Annotated in this window: 13 protein-coding genes; 7 read left to right on the plus strand and 6 right to left on the minus strand. The window is 45.5% G+C overall.

Annotation, left to right across the window (positions count from 1 at the left end; genetic code table 11):
- Positions 1–74: 74 nt before the first annotated feature.
- Entirely contained in the window at positions 75–1,580 is a 1,506-nt protein-coding gene (locus JFC06_RS00250; protein ID WP_227670182.1) for a sensor histidine kinase, read from the plus strand.
- A gap of 306 nt (positions 1,581–1,886) precedes the next feature.
- The gene (locus JFC06_RS00255) at positions 1,887–9,038 is read left to right on the plus strand and encodes a YadA-like family protein (protein ID WP_198333528.1); all 7,152 of its coding nucleotides are present in this window, start codon (positions 1,887–1,889) and stop codon (positions 9,036–9,038) included.
- Positions 9,039–9,238: 200 nt separating this feature from the next.
- On the opposite strand, the gene maiA is transcribed toward JFC06_RS00255, so the two are convergent.
- On the minus strand, positions 9,239–9,883 hold the full coding sequence (gene maiA, locus JFC06_RS00260; protein WP_198333762.1) for a maleylacetoacetate isomerase: 645 nt from the start codon (positions 9,881–9,883) through the stop codon (positions 9,239–9,241).
- 140 nt (positions 9,884–10,023) lie between these two features.
- Here maiA and JFC06_RS00265 point away from each other — a divergent pair, with 140 nt between their 5' ends.
- Complete coding sequence (locus JFC06_RS00265; protein WP_198333529.1) at positions 10,024–10,878, plus strand: IclR family transcriptional regulator; 855 nt, start codon at positions 10,024–10,026, stop codon at positions 10,876–10,878.
- A gap of 48 nt (positions 10,879–10,926) precedes the next feature.
- Here JFC06_RS00265 and JFC06_RS00270 read toward each other — a convergent pair whose 3' ends face one another.
- The 4 genes from JFC06_RS00270 to JFC06_RS00285 all read right to left on the minus strand — a co-directional run bounded on the left by JFC06_RS00270 (position 10,927) and on the right by JFC06_RS00285 (position 15,472).
- Complete coding sequence (locus JFC06_RS00270) at positions 10,927–11,502, minus strand: VOC family protein (RefSeq protein ID WP_193006383.1); 576 nt, start codon at positions 11,500–11,502, stop codon at positions 10,927–10,929.
- 108 nt (positions 11,503–11,610) lie between these two features.
- The gene (fahA, locus tag JFC06_RS00275) at positions 11,611–12,900 is read right to left on the minus strand and encodes a fumarylacetoacetase (RefSeq protein WP_193006384.1); all 1,290 of its coding nucleotides are present in this window, start codon (positions 12,898–12,900) and stop codon (positions 11,611–11,613) included.
- A gap of 280 nt (positions 12,901–13,180) precedes the next feature.
- Entirely contained in the window at positions 13,181–14,377 is a 1,197-nt protein-coding gene (locus JFC06_RS00280) for an amino acid aminotransferase (protein WP_198333530.1), read from the minus strand.
- 165 nt (positions 14,378–14,542) lie between these two features.
- Entirely contained in the window at positions 14,543–15,472 is a 930-nt protein-coding gene (locus JFC06_RS00285; RefSeq protein WP_193006386.1) for a LysR family transcriptional regulator, read from the minus strand.
- Positions 15,473–15,629: 157 nt separating this feature from the next.
- Here JFC06_RS00285 and hppD point away from each other — a divergent pair, with 157 nt between their 5' ends.
- The 4 genes from hppD to JFC06_RS00305 all read left to right on the plus strand — a co-directional run bounded on the left by hppD (position 15,630) and on the right by JFC06_RS00305 (position 19,829).
- Positions 15,630–16,730: a 4-hydroxyphenylpyruvate dioxygenase gene (gene hppD, locus JFC06_RS00290; protein WP_198333531.1), complete on the plus strand. Its 1,101-nt coding sequence runs from the start codon at positions 15,630–15,632 to the stop codon at positions 16,728–16,730.
- 225 nt (positions 16,731–16,955) lie between these two features.
- Entirely contained in the window at positions 16,956–17,867 is a 912-nt protein-coding gene (gene phhA, locus JFC06_RS00295; protein ID WP_198333532.1) for a phenylalanine 4-monooxygenase, read from the plus strand.
- A gap of 108 nt (positions 17,868–17,975) precedes the next feature.
- Entirely contained in the window at positions 17,976–18,317 is a 342-nt protein-coding gene (locus tag JFC06_RS00300; RefSeq protein WP_193006389.1) for a 4a-hydroxytetrahydrobiopterin dehydratase, read from the plus strand.
- Between the two features lie 105 nt (positions 18,318–18,422).
- Positions 18,423–19,829 carry a Na+/H+ antiporter NhaC family protein gene (locus JFC06_RS00305; RefSeq protein ID WP_198333533.1) on the plus strand — a complete coding sequence of 469 codons (1,407 nt, stop codon included), beginning with the start codon at positions 18,423–18,425 and terminating at the stop codon, positions 19,827–19,829.
- Between the two features lie 74 nt (positions 19,830–19,903).
- On the opposite strand, the gene nirD is transcribed toward JFC06_RS00305, so the two are convergent.
- Positions 19,904–20,254 (minus strand): nitrite reductase small subunit NirD, encoded by a 351-nt coding sequence (gene nirD / locus JFC06_RS00310; RefSeq protein WP_198333534.1) that lies wholly within the window; start codon positions 20,252–20,254, stop codon positions 19,904–19,906.
- Between the last annotated feature and the right edge of the window lie 16 nt (positions 20,255–20,270).

Genomic DNA, 20,270 nt, shown 5'->3' on the forward strand with positions numbered 1-20,270 from the left:
TATTTAAGGTACGAGTCACCATTTTTTGGCGTCTATTTTTAAGTCTGTTATTGACGATTTTAATGACCTCTGTTTTGTCTATTATAGTGGAGCGTTGGCTGGTTGAGAAAGAGCTGACGGCTCGCATGGATGTGCAAATTGACCGTTTACTGATTAAGCGTCAGGAGATGGTTGACGCGTTACAAGCTGGAGATTTGACGACAGTCAGGCAGATGTATCGTCAAGACCGTTGGCTGATGAGTCAGGTTAGAGTCTATGATGAGCAAGGGGCCATCATGTTTCCGCGCTATCTGGATAGGGGTGAGCAGCGCAGGCAAGAGCGTATGCAAGAGGATAATCAAACGATAGATTCGTCATCCATACAAACCGCACAGTCAGTACCAGCCATGTCCAAATTGGATACTATTAAAAAGTCGAAAGACGACGATGGTGTGTCGCGTGATAAGCCGTCTGTTTTAAACCATATTCTATCCCCAATGGTACCGCGTAGCGCTACGTTAGCTGACCCTGATAATCGCCCTGAATTGGCTGACGTGACAGTTGTGTTGCCAGACAAGCAGACAGTCATTATACAGCTGCGCCCACATTTGCGTTTCTCAGATGTGATAGAGCTGCAACGTGGCAACTTTCCGATACGTTTGTTATTGATTATTGTTTTTAGTGTCTTAGTCTGTGTCTGGCTCAGTCGTACGCTGACTCGGCGCATTCGCCGTGTCCAACACACGGTGCACCGTATGATTGACGGCGACTATCAGGCTCAACCAAATCTATCCAAAATGGGGGATGATGAGTTGGGGTTATTGGCCAAAGATGTGGCCAAACTGTCCACGCGCTTGGCTGAGAGTGAGCTGGCACGCAAGCAGATGTTAAGTGATATCTCACATGAGCTACGCTCGCCATTGGCGCGTCTGGAAGTTGCCACTGAGCTGACTCGCGACTTTGCTCCTAATGCCAGCCGTTACCTTGATCGCATTGATAAAGAATCTACACGTATGAATGAGTTGATTGGACAGATCATTCATATCCAATCTTTACAAATGCAGCAATACACTGTCGATAGTCTAGAGAGTGAAGCGGTCGATATCTCTGAGATTATCAGTGAGATTGGACAAGATGTTTGTTTTGAGTTTCAACATAAAAACGTGAGCTGGCAATGGCAATCACCCAAATTTTCATCAAAAAATTCTCCAATAACTTCTTGGACGGTGCTTGGCAATCAAGAACAGTTGCACAGTGCCCTTGAAAATGTCATCCGCAATGCTTTTATGCACACGGCCTCTGATTCAGTGGTGATGGCTGACGTTAAAAAAATAGAGGTGGCTAATAAGATACCTGCTATTCAAATCAATATAACAGATGCAGGCGGCGGCATTGCAGATAAAGATCTAGAGCGTATTTTTCAACCGTTTGTACGCCTTGATTCTGCCCGTCACCGAGAAACTGGGGGCTATGGGCTGGGGTTAGCAATTGTCCACGCTGTGGTGATGGCACATAAGGGATATATCAATGTTTATAATCGCCAAGATGGCGTACAAGGATTGACGGTGCAGATAGTACTGCCTATGAGACACGGAAGGTAAGTTCGTACAGACAATAAAGGCTAAAAACATTATATTCATTTATAAGAATATAACCGATAAGTGGTATTAATCATCGGATAGGCTGCATTGTTACTCTCTATATATTCGGTAATACTAATATATAGAGAGGGTGATAAACACTTACAAGAAAAAACGTCTTGTTAACTTTAATGCAAATGACCGCCTAAAAAAGGCGATAGGATTATAAGCTTATACCCCGTTTTATTTTGTGATATCGACTCTCTGAAAGATAGATTTTATCTCTGATTTTTTCAAATCTGACAAATCTGTAAGGGAGTACATATCATGAACCGCATCTATAAAGTCATCTGGAATGAAGCCTTAAGTTGTTTTACCGCAGTCGGTGAATATGCAAAGGGACGCGGCAAATCTTCCAAATCTAGTGTTAACTCTAACGCTACCATCAATACAACGTCTAATCTGGCTTCTGTCAATAAATTACGCCTAAGTGCTATTGGACTAGGACTGCTGGCTGCTGGTTTTGGTATGCAAACCAATGCGACAGGTACTGACAATCATCATGAGGGTAACTATAGTCATAGCCACGGCAGTCATGGTGTCCACAGTCATAGCCCTGGTAACAACAGTCACAACAATAATTCTAACTCTGGTGGCTCAGGAGGTTCAATAGCGCTAAAGTTTGAAGGGGATAATGCTACAACTATTACACGCAGTGATGGTGAGACACTCAATATCTTAGGCGGTGCAACAGGACCGCTAACGAATGGCAACATTGGTGTCTTTGGTACAGGTGATACTTTAACCATCAAACTAGCTCAAAATATCGATCTTGGTACTGATGGCAGCCTCAAAACTGGCGATACCTTAGTCGACAACTCTGGTATCAAAATCACGGCTAGTAGTGTAGCCAATAATGTCGTTTTGAGTAGTAGCGGCTTAAATAATGGCAATAACAAGGTAATTAATGTAGCTAACGGGTTGATTAATGCTAGTAGTAAAGATGCGGTTAATGGCTCACAACTGCATAGTTTAACCAATACCGTCGCTGCCAACAAAACCAAGTACTATAGTGTCAATTCAACCGCTACTGGTAATGCCAATAACGATGGCGCAACCGGACCGAATGCTATGGCTATGGGCGGCAATGCAACTGCTACGGGTGGTCAAGCCATCGCTATTGGTAGCGGAGAGAGTGGGCAGAACACCGTAGCTAGTGGACAACAGTCTATCGCTATCGGTGCAAACGTCGTGTCAAAAGGTGCGTCTTCTATCGCTATTGGAGGCGATGATCTAGATGATGCCTCAAAAGCCAATATCAATGGGACCTCAGCATCCACACTCAATGGCGGCGATGTCAATACTACTTTCTTCTCCTATACAGGTCGTGATTTGGTTGAAACGCCGCGCTATAAGGTAAACACTGAGTCAGGTGGTGCCGCCTCCATAGCTATTGGGGCAAAGTCGCTATCTGAAGGTGCACTATCTACCGCTATTGGCATACAGTCCTCTTCATCTGGTGTCGCGTCTTCTGCCTTTGGTATCGGTGCTTCAGCAAGTGAAAAAGGATCAGTCGCACTTGGTGCAGGTTCAGTGGCTAATGTGGCAGGCGGCGCAGTTGGCTATGTTCCAACAGGCGCAAGTATGGGAGCGACCACCGCCATCACAGCGACACAAAGCGGCGCAGATTACGGTGCTGTTTCAGTAGGAAGCAGTATTGAGGGCGGTGCTCGTCAGATCGTCAATGTCGCTGCCGGTAGTCAAGACAGTGATGCAGTGAACGTGGCCCAGCTCAAAGCATTAGATACGATCGTTGCTGGCATTGATTTCCCTATTCGCTCTAGCAGTACACAGCCATACACAACGTCAGTAACAGGCATTGATGTTCTTGCCGTTGGGTCTAATGCCAATGCAAACGGTAGTAACTCAACTGTTATTGGAGAAAACGCGTTTGGAAACGCAAGCGCAACCGTCATCGGTGAAGGTGCAAGATCTTCATTCAACGGCTTTGCTGGTGGTCAAGATGCAAAAGCAGGTGTTAATTCAGTTGCGATAGGTCAAAGAGCCACAAACGGGACCGCAAGTCGTGCGGTTGCGATAGGCTATGAAGCAAAAGCAACTGCCCAAGACACCATTGCACTTGGTCTTGATGCACAAGCTCAAGCTTTAGGTGGCGTTGCCCTAGGTAAAGGTTCTAGAGTAAATGCTTTAAACAGTGTCGCTTTAGGTCAAAACTCTGTTGCAACTGTACAAAGTGGTGCTTCTTTCTTAACCAACGTTGCTGCTGACGCAAATAATGGTACGGTCTCGGTAGGAGCTGTTGGAAGCGAACGTCGTATCATTAACGTTGCAGATGGCTCAGCAGATACTGATGCAGTGAACGTGGCCCAGCTCAAAGCATTAGATACGATCGTTGCTGGCATTGATTTCCCTATTCGCTCTAGCAGTACACAGCCATACACAACGTCAGTAACAGGCAATGACGCTCTTGCGGTTGGTGCTAATGCCAATGCAAACGGTGATAGCTCTACTGCTGTTGGAGAGAATGCGTTTGCAAACGGTATTCAGGCTAGTGCCTTTGGTGCTGGTGCAGAAGCAACAGCCCGTAGCAGTTTGGCATCAGGTTTTGAAGCTAAGGCTAAAGGTGGAGAATCAGTTGCGCTAGGTGTCAAGAGTAGTGCAGAAGGTTTAGGTGCGACAGCTGTTGGTCCTACTGCTAGTGCGCGAGGCGAAGATAGTGCAGCACTAGGTCGTCGCTCTCGAGCGGATGGTGATGGTGCTTTAGTGTTAGGCGGCTTCTCTAAAGCTGTAGGTGCAAACGCATCAGCGGTTGGCTTTAAAGCGGAAGCTACTAATAAAAATGCGACAGCGATTGGTGTCAATGCTAAAGCCTTAGGCGAGCGTTCAGTGGCTTTAGGTGAAGGTGCGCAGGCTACTACTCTGACAGGTACTGCTATTGGTTCGCGTACGCTCGCTAGTGCAGTACAAAGCACCGCAGTTGGTGTTGGCTCTAAGGCAACTAAACAATGGGCAACGGCTATGGGCTTTAGTTCAGACGCAAATGGCGTTAGTTCTGTTGCTCTAGGCGATCGAAGTGTAGTGGATGGTAAAGAGTCAATAGCGATAGGTAAAGGCAATACAGTGAGCGGTGCTAACTCAATCGCCATAGGGACTGAGAATAACGTAACAGGCAACAATTCAGGTGCGTTTGGTGATCCTAACACCATCACTGGCTCAGGCAGTTACGTGATGGGTAATGACAATACGGTTGGTAACGACAATACTTTTGTTCTAGGCAACGGTGTTAAAACCACTCAAGATAACAGTATTGTGCTAGGCAATTTATCTACTGATCGTGCTGCCACCACTGAAACTGGAATTATTATTAACGGAACGCCTTATACTTATGCAGGCTCAGCGCCAGTAGGGGTAATGAGTGTTGGTTCAGTTGGTAATGAACGTCAGATCATTAACGTCGCCGCAGGCGCTGTCAACGCAACCAGTACCGATGCTGTTAACGGCAGCCAGTTGCATGCGACGAATGAAGCCGTCGAAAGTAACACGACTACTATCAATAAAGGCTTTGGTTTAAAAGCTGCTGATGGTTATGTCGTACAAAAATCATTAGGTCAAGCGGTAGAAGTCGTCGGCTCTAATGACAACATCGACACAAGAGTGAGAAATGGCAAAATAGAAGTCAAGCTCAATAATGATCTTGATCTAGGCAGCAACGGCAGTATCAGTACAGGTAATATCTTTAGTGGCACTCAAGTTAATCGCTTGGGCATGGTCACAGGTGGTCTAGCAATGGGCGGTGTGACTACAGTTAGTGGACTTGGTGTGACGGTAACAGGTACAAATCCACTATCTAATGCAACGTTGACCAGTGATGGTCTAAGCATGTTCAATGGCCCAAGTATTACTAAGTCTAATGGTATCAATGCGGGTAATAAAAGAGTTGTTAACGTTGATGATGGCATACAGGCTAAAGACGCTGTCAATGTCAGTCAGCTGAACAGCTCAACTGCCGCTGCTAAAACAGAAGTGGTTGCAGGTACTAACGTTGCTGATGTCGTGAAGTCGACAGGTGATAACGGTCAAGATGTATATACCGTTAATGCCAAGGGTTCTAAAACCTCAGCAGGTTCTGCTGCAGTAACAGTAAGCGCCGCTACTGATACCACTAACTTAACTGATTACGCGGTTGATTTAAGTCAAGATACTAAAGACAGTCTGATTAAAGCAGATAATTCAGTGCAGTATGATAACTTAGCCAAAACTAGTGTAACACTAGGTGGCATGGGTTCAACCTCCCCAGTCACACTGACTAACGTCGCTGCGGGCGATATAAGCGAAGCTAGCACCGATGCAGTCAATGGCAGTCAGTTATTTGAAACCAATACTAAGGTTAACCAAGGCTTTGGTTTAAAAGCTGCTGATGGTCAAACGGTAATGAAACAGCTAGGAGAGCAAGTTGAGGTAGTTGGTTCTAATGACAACATCGACACAAGAGTAAGAAATGGCAAAATAGAAGTCAAGCTTAATAACGATCTTGATTTAGGCAGCAACGGTAGCGTTAAGATGGGTTCGAGTTTTCCTTTCGGACTAGGAAGGACAACGACGCTTGATCGTTCTGGTCTCACAACAGGTAATTCCTTATTAAATACAACCGTTGATGGCTTAGGTGTTAGAACAGGTAATGCCCTAGTTAACACGAGAGTTAGTAGTTTGGGTGTTACTGTATCAAACCCATTCTCTACTACCGTTCTATCTAGTAGCGGTCTTAACATTGTCGGTGGCCCAAGCGTGACGACTACTGGTATCAATGCGGGTAACAAAAGAGTTGTTAACGTTGATAATGGCATACAGGCTAAAGATGCTGTCAATGTCAGTCAGCTTAATAGTGCGTCTGCCGCTGCTAGAACCAAAGTTATAAAAGGCACCAATGTCTCTAGTGTTGACTTCTCAACTGACAGTATCACAGGACAAGACGTCTATACTGTCAATGCTGATGGTGTCACCGCTTCAGCTGGGTCTGCCGCAGTCACTGTCACAGCAGGTGACAAAGACGAGGCGACTAACGTGACTGACTACGCAGTTGACTTGAGTGAATCCAGCAAAGCCAGTCTAGTAAAAGCGGACAGCGCTATGCAGACTGTCATCACACAGATTGACGGTCAAAATGTCAAAACTCTGGATAAAACAGACAATACAGCCAATTTCCTAACAGGGGATAATATTGTTCTCACCGCTGAGGACAATGGTATTAAAGTGTCTACAAAGGACAAGGTTGCCTTTACCGAAGTGACTACAGGCAACACCTTGGTAAACACTGGTGGTGTCAGCTTCCTAGAAGGCAGTACCGTCAGACTGAGCAGCACCGGTCTTGACAATGGTGGTAATCAGATCAAAGGGGTTGCTGCCGGTGTGTTAGATAGCGATGCCGTGAACTTTGGTCAATTACAAGCCACGACTACCACAGTGGATAAAGGCTTAAACTTTGGCGGGGATAGTGGGACTGACGTCAACCGCAAGCTTGGTCAAAAGCTCACGGTTAAAGGTGGCGATACTATCGATGCTGATCCAGCGACGAAAAACATTAGTGTCACCGCTAATGGCGCTGATACGTTAACTGTCAGGTTGGCTAAAGATATTAACCTTGGTGATACAGGAAGTGTCACCACTGGTAATACTCAGGTTAATAATGCGGGTATCACTTTATATAACGGTGATAACAACCAAGTGGCGCTGACGAACAATGGGCTTAACAATGGCAATAATAAAATCACGAATGTGGCTGATGGATTGTTGAGCACTACTAGTCAGGACGCAGTGAACGGTCGTCAGTTATTTGAGACTAACGAAAACATCGCTAAAGGCATCAAAATTGGTGATGGCAATAGCGCCAACGACCAGCAATTCGCCTTAGGAGATACCATCAATGTGACCGGCGATAGTAACCTTACTACCGTTGCTTCTGCCACTGGTGTTCAGGTTCGTCTCAACAACCAATTGGACTTGGGCGACGATGGTCGTATGCAGATAGGGGATAGCATCATGAACAGCACAGGTTTTACCTTTGTTGATAATGGCTTAGGTAGAACGGTCTTGCTGAGCAGCCGTGGTCTTGACAATGGTGGCAACCCAATCCGCAATGTCGGTAAAGGCACTCTAGACACTGATGCCGTAAACGTCGGGCAATTAAACGAAGTGGCCGTTGCTTTAGATCAAGGTTGGGGGATCACAGCTCAAGGTGATGTTGCTACCATGGTCAGACAAGGAAGCACGGTTGATATGAATAGCAAAGATGGCAACATTAAAGTGTCTAGAACGTTAGTCAATAATGCTGCTATAGGTGCAAGTGCGGCGGCGGTACCTGCTGGCCCGAATGATATCAGCTTTGATTTAAATCCAGATATTAGCGTGGTTAGCGTCACAGCGGGTGATACCACTATCAACGATAACGGTCTCACTATTGCGGGTGGTCCAAGCGTCACTAAAAGTGGTATTGATGCCGCTGATAACAAGATTACGAATGTTCAAAATGGTGCGGTGACAGCAGGCAGCCAAGATGCCATCAACGGTGGTCAGCTCTATGCACAAGGCAGTGGTATCAGCAGCATTATTGGCGGTAATACCGTCTACAATCCGCTAGATGGTACTTTTACCAATAGCAATATCGGCGGGACCGGTCAAGGCAATATTGATGGTGCGATTGCTTCTATCAGACAAGGTACGATTGCAATCAATGAAAACGTACAAAACAACACCACGGCGATCACCACCAATACCACTAATATTGCCACTAACACCACCAATATCAGCACCAATACTACAAACATCGCGGCCAATAAGGACAGGCTCGATGCTGGTCTCAATTTTGGGGCAGACAGTGGTGCTAATATCAACAAACCAGTAGGGGATGCTAGCGTCTTAAGCTTCACAGGTGGTAACAACATAACGACCACCGCAGAGGGCAGTAGCATCAAATTTGACTTGAATGGTAACATTAACGTAGATAGTGTGACCGCTGGTACGACGGTTATCAACAGCAACGGTATTAGTATGCAAGATGGTCCAAGTATGACCGCTCAAGGTCTATATGCAGGCAATCAGCGTATGACTGGTGTTGCTGATGGGGTAGAAGCTCGAGACGCCGTGAACTTCGGTCAATTAGATGCGGTTAGTAGAAGACTGGGTGACAACATGAATCAATTAGGCTATAAAATTGGTGAAGTTGAAGACGATGCAAACGCGGGTATTTCAGCCGCCATGGCGATGTCCTCACTACCACAAGCCTATATTTCAGGTAAGTCGATGATAGGAGGCGGTGTGGGTACGTACAATGGAGAAAGCGCCGTTGCTATCGGCTTCTCTAAACTATCTAATGACGGTCGTTGGGTCATGAAGCTAAGCGGTACCGCAGATACGCAAGGCAATGCAGGTGCCTCGATCGGTGCAGGCTTCCATTTCGACTGAGTAAGCAGCCGCGCCAAGTATTAAGATGATTAACAAGACACAAAAAAGCAAGACAGTCGCTGTCTTGCTTTTTTATGGATTAAAGAGATAGGGTTTAACGCATTTAGACAGAGAATAAAAAATTTTCTTAAGTGGCTATTCGTTTTCCCATTGGTTTCCACTGGCGTTAGACACTCATTACAGGAATGCTTTGAGACTTATTAGGCTTTTGGCGCATCAGGTTGCACCGTAGGATCAGCGTCTGCAAATGCTTTTAGCGTGCGACAATGCGTATCGATGTCGACGATATTAGGATAAGCACTAAGATCCACCTTAAAGCGGTGAGCAGAAGAGACTTGCGGAACCAAATAGCAATCTGCAAAAGTAGGGCTGTCACCGTAGCAGAATTTTCCACGAGTTTTATCGGTCGCTAGGCGTTTCTCTAAAGCGGCGAACCCCTCACTCATCCAGCGGTTGCACCATGCCATCACTTCCTTCTCATCTACTGACAACTCATGGCGTAGATACTGTAAGATACGACGGTTGTTGATTGGGTGAATGTCACAGCCAATCATGGCGCTCATAGCGCGCACGTGCATACGACCAGCTGGGTCTTTAGGTAATAAGGGATTTTCAGGATAGACTTCCTCCAGCCACTCTAAAATAGCCGGACTTTGGTACAACAATAAGTCGTCAGCTTGCAGAACAGGCACCAATCCTTGAGGATTGATGGATTGAAACGCTTTCTCTAGCTGCTCATCTTGCGCCAGATTAACGGTGATATTATCGTAATCTAAGCCTTTTAAATTCAAGGCGATACGAGTACGGTAAGAGGTGCTGCTACGAAAGTAGCCGTAAAGTTTCATCATTATTAATTCCTTTTATTGTGGTATGTTGACTGTAGAATAAGACGTTATAATGATTGATACCAAGCTTATTTCACACAGTCAACGACAAGTATTACTGAGTCACGTTTTTATTTAATTGATATTTAATCGAGCAACCCATGCCAGTAGCCAAAAGCCTTATAGATAACTCTGCCACGAGCAAAAACCAAAGTGGCGTGCAGTCACTCGAGATTGGACTGTCGATATTAGATGTTCTCATTGAGCACAACGAGCCTATGATGCTAAAGGACATCGGCCAAGTGATGCAGATGCATCCGGCAAAGTGCCATCGTTATTTAGTCAGTCTCATTCGTAAAGACTACGCCCGTAAGCTTAGCGATGGCCGCTATGGACTAGGCGAGAGGGTCAATGCCTTGGCAGCGTTGGGGCACACAGGATACAATCAAAACAATGTATTGGAGCGTCTCACGCAGGTTGCTAGTGAAATAAAAGACATTTTCAACTGCGGGGTACAAATCGCTAAATGGTTTAGTGAAGGCCCTATCATCATACAATCTGTTGAGCCGGACAGCCCAATTAGCATTATTACACGTATTGGTTCACGTATGCCGCTGACGACCTCGGCGACAGGACAGTTGTTTGCGAGCTATCAACCTGACAAGATTGTTAAGCCATTGGTCATGGCAGAGTGGCAGACAAAAAATGACGCGGTAATAGCCGATAAATGGCAAAATTTTACCCAACTGCAAGCTAAGATTCGCACCCAAGGTTATGCGACCGTCACGGGCGATATGTTGATGGGTATCAATGCCATCACAGTACCTATAATCTTGCCCCCACTTACCAGTATTACGGCTTCTCAGCCCTTTAGCAATGACAAGCCCTCTGTCGAAAGCTTGCCACTAGAGTACGCCATTACAATCATCGGAACCACAGAGCAGCTACCAATGAGTAAACAACGTAACGTGGTTGAGCAAATAATAGCGATAGCGCAGCGGTATCAAGTGGCATAGCCAAGAACACAGGCGCTACCTTAGGGAGTAGGGTGCATCAAGTGAGGCTTACTCACCGACAGGGACTACCTCGCGTGCCTCAGCCAATTCTTCAGCATGCAAAAACTGAGTATGCGTTGGTGCGCGTTTGGTACGTGCCCACTCATCAAGCATCTCTTGCTTCATCTCTTCGGTGATCATAGAAATTTTTGATTCGGAAGCGGAGTCGTCATAGGTCAGCTCTAAGCGGTGACCGTTGGGATCAAAGAAGTAAATAGAATGGAAGATACCATGATTGGTCACCCCGATCACATCGATCCCCGTTTTTTCTAAATGATCTTTAGCCACCAGTAATTCTTCACGATCTTTAACCTTGAGTGCCAAGTGCTGAACCCAGTTTGGTGTATTGGGATCAAAGCCCATCTCTGGTTGATTGGGCACCTCGAAAAACGCCAAAACATTGCCATTACCCGCGTCTAAAAAGACATGCATATAAGGGTCAAAGGCTTTGGTCGAGGGTACATGATCTTCAGCGAATGCGAGGATAAAATCCATATTTAGATGTTTTTGATACCATTCAACGGTTTCTTTGGCGTCTTTGCAGCGGTAGGCCACATGATGGATTTTTTCAATTTTAAAGCTCATATCAAACTCCTTTTGATAAGGCGTGTCACTCAACAAGCCACCAGTACAGGAAGTGAGATGACTGGTAGCTCGGTTTGATTCATTGCACGCCTGTTTTATGTGTCAATACTATTTGTCAAAATCAAAGTTGATAGCGGGTAATACTTTGCCGCGTACTTCCCCAAAACCGACACGAATGCCGTTCTTTTCGCTATAGCCTTTCATGATCACGGTATCGCCATCTTCGATAAAGCTGCGGGTCTCGCCACCTTTGAGTGTGACGGGTTTGGTGGCGTTCCAAGCGATCTCTAGCATTGAGCCATAAGAGTCAGGCGTTGAACCTGAAATGGTACCTGAGCCCATCATGTCACCCACTTCTACTTTACAGCCAGTGATGGTGTGGTGGGTGAGCTGCTGAGCCATTGACCAGTACATGTATTTAAAGTTGGTTTCGCAAACCACCGTGGCGCTCTCAGCATTTTCAGGTAGTAGCTCTACCGATAGATTGATATCAAAGCTATTATCCGTGTCTTTTTCGTTCAGATAAGCAAGCGGTTTTGGCTCTTGGGTTGGACATGAGGTTTTGAAAGGGGCCAACGCATCCATGGTCACAATCCAAGGGGACACTTCTGAGGCAAACGTTTTGGCGTTAAATGGGCCTAAAGGCACGTATTCCCACTTTTGTATGTCACGAGCTGACCAATCGTTGAGCAAGACCATGCCAAAGATGTGCGCAAAAGCATCATCTACTGCAATCGGTTGACCAATATTATTGCCTTTACCGACGACAAAAGCGGTCTCAAGCTCAAAATCCAGACGCTTACAGGCTGAAAAAACAGGGCGCTCATCGGCATTTGGTTTTAGCTGACCCGATGGGCGTACAACATCTGTACCAGTCACGATAACTGTACTAGCACGGCCGTTATAGCCAACTGGCATCTCAGTCCAGTTAGGGAGGAGCGCATTGTTCGGGTCACGGAACATAGTACCCACATTGGTTGCGTGCTCTTTAGAAGAGTAAAAATCTGTAAAGCCTGGTACTTGCACAGGCAGGTGCATGGTGACGTCTGCTTGCTTAAACAGGGCTTTTTTCTGCAAGTCTGCGTTGTCACGTAAGGTGTCATTGTCACTAGATAGCAGTGATTGAATGGTGTTACGTGCCTGAGTCCAGTTATTTCGACCAGAGTCAATAAAAGCATTTAGGGTGGGTTGATCAAAATAGGAACCACCCTCTAAATTTAACAAACCTTCTGCTTCGATGACAGACAGATCCAATACTTGCTCGCCAATGGCCACACCAGCGCGGCGTTTGCCATCGGTAGTGTCGCTAAAAATGCCATAAGGCAGATTATGAATAGAGAAATCAGAATCGCTCGCGATGTCGATAAACGAGGTGAGGGCGGTGTCAGTCGTTGACATGAGGGGCTCCTTGCTAAGAATGAATAATAAATTACGTTATAGTTAACCACTTATGAATAATGTAATTTATAGAGGCGTATATTGCAAGGATTTTTATGCAGAGTTTTTATCACTCGTGTTACGCAGGGCGGATGTGGTGGGTTGCTATTCACTTTTATTAGTTGAGAAAACACCGTGCATAAAAAACACCGCGCATAAAAAAGGCTGAGCAACTAAATTGCTCAGCCTTGTCTGTTATTATCTGTTTTTTCTAAGCCATGTCATTGGCTACAAAACCGAATCAGTCTTTTAAAACGTCTGCCATCGCATTGGCAACATAATCGATATTGCTGGTGTTTAAGCCAGCCACACACATGCGTGAGTTAGAGACCATATAAATACCAAACTCGCTTTGTAGACGTTCGACCTGCTCAGGTGTTAAGCCGGTAAAGCTGAACATCCCATTTTGACGGGTAATATAATCAAAGTCGCGGTTAGGAATTTTGGCTTCTAACACGGATTTGAGCTTGAAACGCATGGCTTTGATGCGATCACGCATCGCATACACTTCGCCAACCCACTGTTCGTGTAACGCTTCGTCATTCATCACGATATCGACGACGCGGCCACCGTGTGACGGTGGGCTTGAGTAGATACGGCGTACGGTAGCATTTAGTTGACCAAATACACGCTCGGTTTCGTCTACGGTTGGACAAACCACCGATAAACCACCAACACGCTCGCCATACAGCGATAAGTTTTTAGAGAAGGAATTGCTGACAAATAATGGCAAACCCATATCGACGGCTTTACGAATGGCATAAGCGTCGCTGTCCATGTCTTCGCCAAAGCCTTGGTAAGCAATATCCATAAATGGAATCAGTTCACGCGCTTGAATCACGTTTAGTACCGTATCCCATTGCTCACGGGTCAAATCCATACCCGTTGGGTTGTGGCAGCAAGGGTGGAGCAAGACCACATCATTTTTATTCAACGTCTCAAAGAACGCAATCATCTCATCAAACTTGACACTACTATTGGCTTTGTCGTAGTACGGATATTTGCCAACGACAACATCAGAGCCCTCAAAGATGGCAATGTGGTTGCCCCACGTAGGATCGCTCACGTAGCACTTAGCTTGCGGGAACCAGTCATGGATGAATTCAGCGCCGACTTTTAGGGCACCAGAACCACCGATCGTTGCGATAGTCGCCACCAAACCGTCTTTTAAGATTTGAGCGTCTTTACCAAAGAGCAGCTCCTGACAGCCTTTACGGTGTCCTGGCAAGCCTGCCATAGGGAGGTACGGGCGAGGAGCGATAGGGTCTGCAATGCGTTGTTCGGCAGTTTTTACACAGTCGAGTACAGGCAGTACGCCGTTTTCGTCATAGTAAATACCAATGCCTAAGTTGACTTTATTGGGGTTGTTATCCGCCAAAAATTTTTCCATCAGCCCTAAAATTGGATCACCAGCGTAATAGTCGATACGTTCAAACATGTTGCTTCCTTATAGAAATATAAATCGAACCGGCAAAAATCATAGAGCAAATTGACGGTTAACTCAATATGAGATTCAGTTATCTTGAATAATTAACCAAATAGTGGGCTAAAATTATTTTTTTTAGACGTGTATAAGCGCGAGTCACGCTTGAGTGGACAACACTTAGATACGTTGTAAGTCATTAAAATGGCTAGAAAAATAGGTCTGCAAGAATGCCTTAAAGGCAATGGTGGCAGGGGACATCGCTCTAGAAGAGCGTTGGTATATAAAAAATTGACGCATTTTAAAAGGTTGCATCAATGGCCTCATTTGTAAGCCGTTGGCGCTGACCCAGTCAATGACCTCAGGCATATAGGGCAGACACAAGGTGATACCAAAGCCTTGGCGGGTCATCTCAAGGGCGGTGGACATAAAATTTACTTTGTAGCGAGCTTGCTGGATATGGGTCGCAACCCTGTCATCCAGCTCTGCCGTTACTTGCTCGATAAAGGGGCCTTGCAGCGTGATCAGCGGAATACCCAGTAAGTCCTGCCAAGTGATTTCAGATTTTTGCGCCAACGCATGGTTATCCGGTGTGACCACACAAAACGGTAGTTGGTACAACAAATCGGCGCTGATATCGTCCTCAGTCTCCATAAAACCAAGCTCAGTACCAACCCCTAAATCCACTTCAATATCTTGAATGTGTCTGAGCAAATTTTCTGCCGAACAATCCAATAACGACACACTAATCTCAGGATGCTTCTTGGCAAATTGGGCGATGACTGCTGGCATAGAGGAAGCTGCAAACTGTGAAACGGCAAGCCGTACTTGCCCTTGCGCTAAGCTTGTCAAGCTACTGGCCTCATTTTCAAACAGTTGCATCTCATTCAAGATGCGCCGAGCTTGCGGTAATAAATGCCGTCCTACGGCTGACAAAGACAGCTGGCGGGTCGTACGGTCAAATAACACGATACCGAGGCTGGATTCTAGCTCTTTAATCAAGCCACTGACGGCAGATTGGGTCAAATGCATCTGATCGCTGGCACGAGTAAAACTGCCGTTGTCAGCGACGTTGATAAAAGCGGTTAATTGGCGAATGCTGATATTCATAAGTAAACCTGATAAATAAATCATAAAAAACAATTAGTCTTATAAATAAAGCTAATCTAATATAAATACATCGTCAATAAGAATTATTGATTGAAAGTACTTTTTTATACTATTTTACTGTGTTTTATACCACCAATTGAAATTAAGGATGATGACAATGGCAGATTTATTTGACAACCCAATGGGCCTAAATGGGTTTGATTTTGTTGAATTCGCCTCCCCTAAACCCGACGCGGTCGACGCGTTATTTAAACAGCTTGGCTTTGTGCATGTGGCCAACCATCGTTCAAAAGACGTCGCTTTGTACCGTCAAGGTGACATCAATCTTATCCTAAACCGTGAGCCAAAAAGTCAAGCCAGCTACTTCGTTGAAGAGCACGGTGCGGGTGCTTGTAGTATGGGGTTTCGCGTACAAGATTCTCAAAAAGCCTACGAGCGTGCCATTGAGATGGGCGCTCAGCCAGTAGACGTGCCAACAGGCGTGATGGAGCTGAGACTACCTGCTATCAAAGGCATCGGCGGCTCGCTGATCTACTTAATTGACCGTTATAAAGATGGTGAGTCTATCTATGACGTCGACTTTGAGTTTTTTGCTGATATTGATAGAAACCCGATTGGGCATGGCTTTAAGGTTATCGATCATTTAACCCACAATGTGTACCGTGGTCGCATGGCTTATTGGGCAAACTTTTATGAGCGTATTTTTAATTTCCGTGAAATCCGCTATTTCGATATCAAAGGCGAATACACAGGTCTGACCAGTAAAGCCATGACCGCGCCTGATGGCAAAATCCGTATACCATTGAACGAAGAGTCAAAGCAGGGCGGTGGCCAAATCGAAGAGTATTTAATGCATTTCAATGGTGAAGGTATCCAGCATATTGCCTTAGCCTGTGATGATTTGTTTGCTAGTATCGATAAGTTAAAAGCCGCTGGTATTCCGCTGATGACGGCGCCAAATGATAGTTACTATCAGATGCTTGATGAGCGCCTACCAGGCCACGGCGAGAATGTTTCTGAGTTACAAATGCGCGGTATCTTGCTAGATGGTACGACTGAAAGCGGCACACCACGTCTATTGCTACAGATTTTCTCTGAAACCATCTTGGGTAGCCCCGTGTTTTTCGAATTTATCCAACGTAAAGGCGATTACGAAGAAGGCTTTGGTGAAGGTAATTTCAAAGCGCTGTTTGAATCCATCGAGCGCGATCAAGTACGCCGCGGCACGGTTGGTCAACAAGAAACGGAAACGCCGTAGTTTTCAGTCAGGCTTTAACTCAGTAAATCTTTTAAACATGATAAATGGGCAGGGCAAAAGGAGTTTGTCTTGTCCCTATCAACCTTTTACTTACCAATAAGGTAACTGAAATAAGTGAGTGATAAGTCAGTGATTGATATGTAGGTCGCTGGTCGTAACGTTACTCATATCAAAAACTTACTAATCGCAAAGTAAAAGATTGATCGCAATAAAAGGAGTATAGGCATGGAACGCCAACAACATACCACTGCTCACAACACAGTCAGTGTGAATGACACACTCATCTCTAAAGTCGAGGCTATAGGCACTGATGCGTCTACTCATGACGACGCCACTCATAAAAAGCCACCTTACATCTCACATCAACCAGATAGCCATGGTTATATTCATTACCGTGATGATGACAATGCCATGTGGCAAGCACTGCTTGCGCGTCAAGCCGATCAAATCCCCAATCGTGCTTGCTCAGCCTACATAGAAGGTTTAACGAAGTTAAATCTCCCCACCACGCACATACCGCAGCTAAGTGACATTGATGAAGTACTACAAGCGACCACAGGCTGGAGGACAGCGGCTGTTCCTGCATTAATCAGCTTTGGCAAATTCTTTAAACTGCTGGCTGATAAGCGATTTCCTGTGGCGACTTTTATCCGTCGATTTGAAGACATGGATTATATCGAAGAGCCTGACATTTTTCATGAAATCGTCGGACATTGCCCGCTGCTGACCCATCCTGCGTTTGCAACGTTTAATGAGACTTATGGCAAGCTTGGTCTTAATGCGACTAAAGAAGAAAGGTGGTTTTTGGCACGGCTCTATTGGTTTACCATTGAGTTTGGTTTGGTTGGGCGCCGCCGTGAAGATCGCAGAATCTATGGCGGCGGCATTCTAAGCTCACCTTCTGAGACGATCTACGCGCTGAGTGATGAGCCAAAAAACGGCCCAGAGTATCGAGCCTTTGATTTATTGGATGTATTACGTACGCCGTATCGTATCGATCAAATTCAGCCAATTTACTACATCATCGACGATTTAGATACGCTATTTGACATCGTCGATAGTGACATCATGGGCGTAATCAAGCAAGCCCGCACACTCGGATTGTTCCAGCCTACATATTCAGTTAAAACCAGTTAGTGGCCTAAAAAATAGTTTTGGCGTGTTAAATATTTAGAGAAGGGTAAACCGACATCGACACAGGTATATGTGTATTAAAAAAACAATCGTTAAAATAAGGATATTATGATGACTGAGTTATCACAAGGCAGCTGCGAAGCGTGCCGTATTGGCGCACCGACAGTCGATGAGACTGAGGCACGCGTGCTGTTACAACAAATACCAGATTGGTCATTGATTGAAGTCGATGGCATCAAACAGTTACAACGACAATATAAATTTAAAAACTTCGTTAAGGCGATGGCATTTGCCAATCAACTGGCAGAAATAGCCGAAGCAGAAGGGCATCACCCAGGCATCCTAGTCGAGTGGGGCAAAGCGACCGTAACGTGGTGGTCGCACAGTATTAAAGGTTTGCACCGTAATGACTTTGTCATGGCGGCTAAGACCGATGGCTTATTTGATCAATAATCCGATTGGTAATCGCCAAACAAACTCATTAAACTTGCCTCCACTTAAATTCAATATTTAAATTCAATCTAACGCCAGATTACGCTGGCGCTCTAAGGATGTGTGATGCCTCCAAAAATATTAACCCAAATTTCACCTCAACTGGCATTTATGATTTCTGCCATTGTCATTGCCATTATGGGCGTTACCATGATTGGTTTTGGCTGGGTGCCTCATTTATCGCTCATACTCGCTATCTGCGTTCTACTGGCTATTGGTCTGTTTAAAGGCTTGAGCTTTGATGAAATGCAACTGCAAATGGCATCAGGGGTTATGCGGGGTATTGGTGCGATATATTTATTCTTCTTCATCGGTCTGATGGTCGCCGCCTTGATGATGTCAGGTGCCATTCCAACGCTGATGTATTTCGGCTTTCAGTTGATATCCCCTGAATATTATTATATTTCCGCTTTTGTATTAACGTCTATTATCGGTATTGCTTTGGGCAGTAGTTTGACGACAGCGGCAACGTTAGGCGTGGCGTTTATTGGTATGAGTAACGCCTTTGATGCCAATGTTGCGATTGCAGCTGGTGCGGTCGTCTCAGGTGCGTTTTTTGGGGACAAGATGTCGCCATTATCTGATACTTGTACGATAGCCTCCTCTGTGGTGGGCATCGATTTGTTTGAGCATATTCGTAATATGATGTACACCACCGTACCAGCGTGGATATTGACAGTCATTATTTTTTGGTTTTTTTCAGGGCAGACGGCAGGTTCTGATCTCAGTCAAGTGACCGTATTGCAAGGTCAGCTGATTGAAAGTGGTTTGGTGCACGGATATGCGGTGTTGCCCTTTGTGGTACTGGTTGGGTTAGCGGTTTTTCGCGTCAATGCCATCTACACGATTATTTGTACCATCGCGGCCGCTCTTATCATTACTTACTTGCATAGCTCGCCAAGCTTTGGGCAATTGGGTGGCTATCTATTTGCAGGCTATGCGCCCGCCGCTTCATTAGAGCTTGGAGAGGTTGGGGGTATGCTGTCGCGCGGCGGTGTACAAAGTATGTTCTTTACTCAAGCGATTGTGATACTGGCGTTAAGTCTTGGTGGGCTTTTGACCGCATTAGGTATTTTGCCAGCCCTATTATCAGGTATAAAACACACATTAACCACGTCAGGACGTGCCATATTTGCCGCTGCCATGTCAGCACTCAGTATCAACGTGCTGATTGGCGAGCAGTATTTGAGTATCTTGTTGTCTGGTACTGCTTTTCGTCCCACCTTCGAGCGCTTAAATCTACACCCCAAAAACCTGTCTCGTACCATTGAGGATGCAGGTACAGTCATCAATCCACTCGTGCCTTGGAGTGTCTGCGGTGTGTTTATCAGCCAAGCGTTAGGCGTGCCTGTGCTTGACTATTTGCCTTACGCGTTCTTCTGTTATTTGTCGTTACTACTGACGATACTGTTTGGTTTTACAGGACTAACGATTAGTCGGGTAAAACGTCATGAGCCAGTTAAAGCAGTGTAAGAGATTTTTACATCAATAAAGTCTTTATCTCAAACAACTAGGGCGTGTCTTCAATGAGGGCGCGCCCAAGTTTTTTAAAAGTTTTGCAGCATGACAGTATCGTTGTTTAACGCCACGTGATAAGCAGCCAGTGTTACATTTCCATCGTCTAAGCACTGTCCTGTGGCAAGGTTAAAGCGCTGTTTATAAATAGGCGAGGCGACATAAAGCACCTCTTCGTCTGTGCCCGTCTCATTCACAATCATTGTGCCACCAATCAAACCGCGAGACAGCACGTTGGCTTGACTGAATGGATCATAATTATCAAGGGCGAAGAGGTCGTTTTTTTTGGTGCGAAAGATGGCAATTTGTTTGCCCTCTATCAGTGCGCAAACGCCCGTGTCAGGGATGATGTCGTTCAGGCGGCAAATAGTGTGCTGTTTCATGGAGCGTTATCCTTGA

It is taken from the genome of Psychrobacter namhaensis (genome assembly GCF_016107545.1).
Lineage (GTDB): Bacteria > Pseudomonadota > Gammaproteobacteria > Pseudomonadales > Moraxellaceae > Psychrobacter > Psychrobacter namhaensis.

Excerpts from the sequence above, each read along its gene's own strand:
- JFC06_RS00255 (WP_198333528.1), top strand. The coding sequence starts at position 1,887 with ATGAACCGCATCTATAAAGTCATCTGGAATGAAGCCTTAAGTTGTTTT.
- maiA (WP_198333762.1), bottom strand. The coding sequence starts at position 9,883 with ATGAAACTTTACGGCTACTTTCGTAGCAGCACCTCTTACCGTACTCGT.
- JFC06_RS00265 (WP_198333529.1), top strand. The coding sequence starts at position 10,024 with ATGCCAGTAGCCAAAAGCCTTATAGATAACTCTGCCACGAGCAAAAAC.
- JFC06_RS00270 (WP_193006383.1), bottom strand. The coding sequence starts at position 11,502 with ATGAGCTTTAAAATTGAAAAAATCCATCATGTGGCCTACCGCTGCAAA.
- fahA (WP_193006384.1), bottom strand. The coding sequence starts at position 12,900 with ATGTCAACGACTGACACCGCCCTCACCTCGTTTATCGACATCGCGAGC.
- JFC06_RS00280 (WP_198333530.1), bottom strand. The coding sequence starts at position 14,377 with ATGTTTGAACGTATCGACTATTACGCTGGTGATCCAATTTTAGGGCTG.
- JFC06_RS00285 (WP_193006386.1), bottom strand. The coding sequence starts at position 15,472 with ATGAATATCAGCATTCGCCAATTAACCGCTTTTATCAACGTCGCTGAC.
- hppD (WP_198333531.1), top strand. The coding sequence starts at position 15,630 with ATGGCAGATTTATTTGACAACCCAATGGGCCTAAATGGGTTTGATTTT.
- phhA (WP_198333532.1), top strand. The coding sequence starts at position 16,956 with ATGGAACGCCAACAACATACCACTGCTCACAACACAGTCAGTGTGAAT.
- JFC06_RS00300 (WP_193006389.1), top strand. The coding sequence starts at position 17,976 with ATGACTGAGTTATCACAAGGCAGCTGCGAAGCGTGCCGTATTGGCGCA.
- JFC06_RS00305 (WP_198333533.1), top strand. The coding sequence starts at position 18,423 with ATGCCTCCAAAAATATTAACCCAAATTTCACCTCAACTGGCATTTATG.
- nirD (WP_198333534.1), bottom strand. The coding sequence starts at position 20,254 with ATGAAACAGCACACTATTTGCCGCCTGAACGACATCATCCCTGACACG.